Source organism: Peribacillus sp. SIMBA_075, assembly GCF_046534585.1.
Genome location: NZ_JAWRYN010000492.1, coordinates 1 through 276, shown reverse-complemented (window position 1 = coordinate 276; position 276 = coordinate 1). Strand labels below are relative to the sequence as shown.

Here is a 276-nt window from a genome sequence, read left to right as displayed (position 1 = left end):
AGGGGTTAAATGATTGGCTGTCATTGTCATACTGACAAAAGTAATATTAGGTTATTAGACTCTACAAACCAGGTTAAACAGTTGCTAAAAACAGCTTTAGATCAGGGTTACAAAGGTTTAGCAATTACAGATCATGAAGTATTGTCGGCGCACTTAGAAGCAATCCAAACTGTGAAAAAAATGAAGGATTCTGGTGAAATGCCAGAAGACTTCAAGCTAATTCTGGGGAATGAAGCATATCTGGTGGATTCACTGGAAGAAGTTAGAGATAACTAT

Annotated in this window: 1 protein-coding gene; it reads left to right on the top strand. The window is 37.0% G+C overall.

The window, feature by feature from the left end; translation table 11 throughout:
* Positions 1–9: 9 nt before the first annotated feature.
* Positions 10–276, top strand: a 267-nt coding sequence (locus SB775_RS29135) for a PHP domain-containing protein (protein WP_410864697.1), incomplete at its 3' end; no start/stop codon positions are given.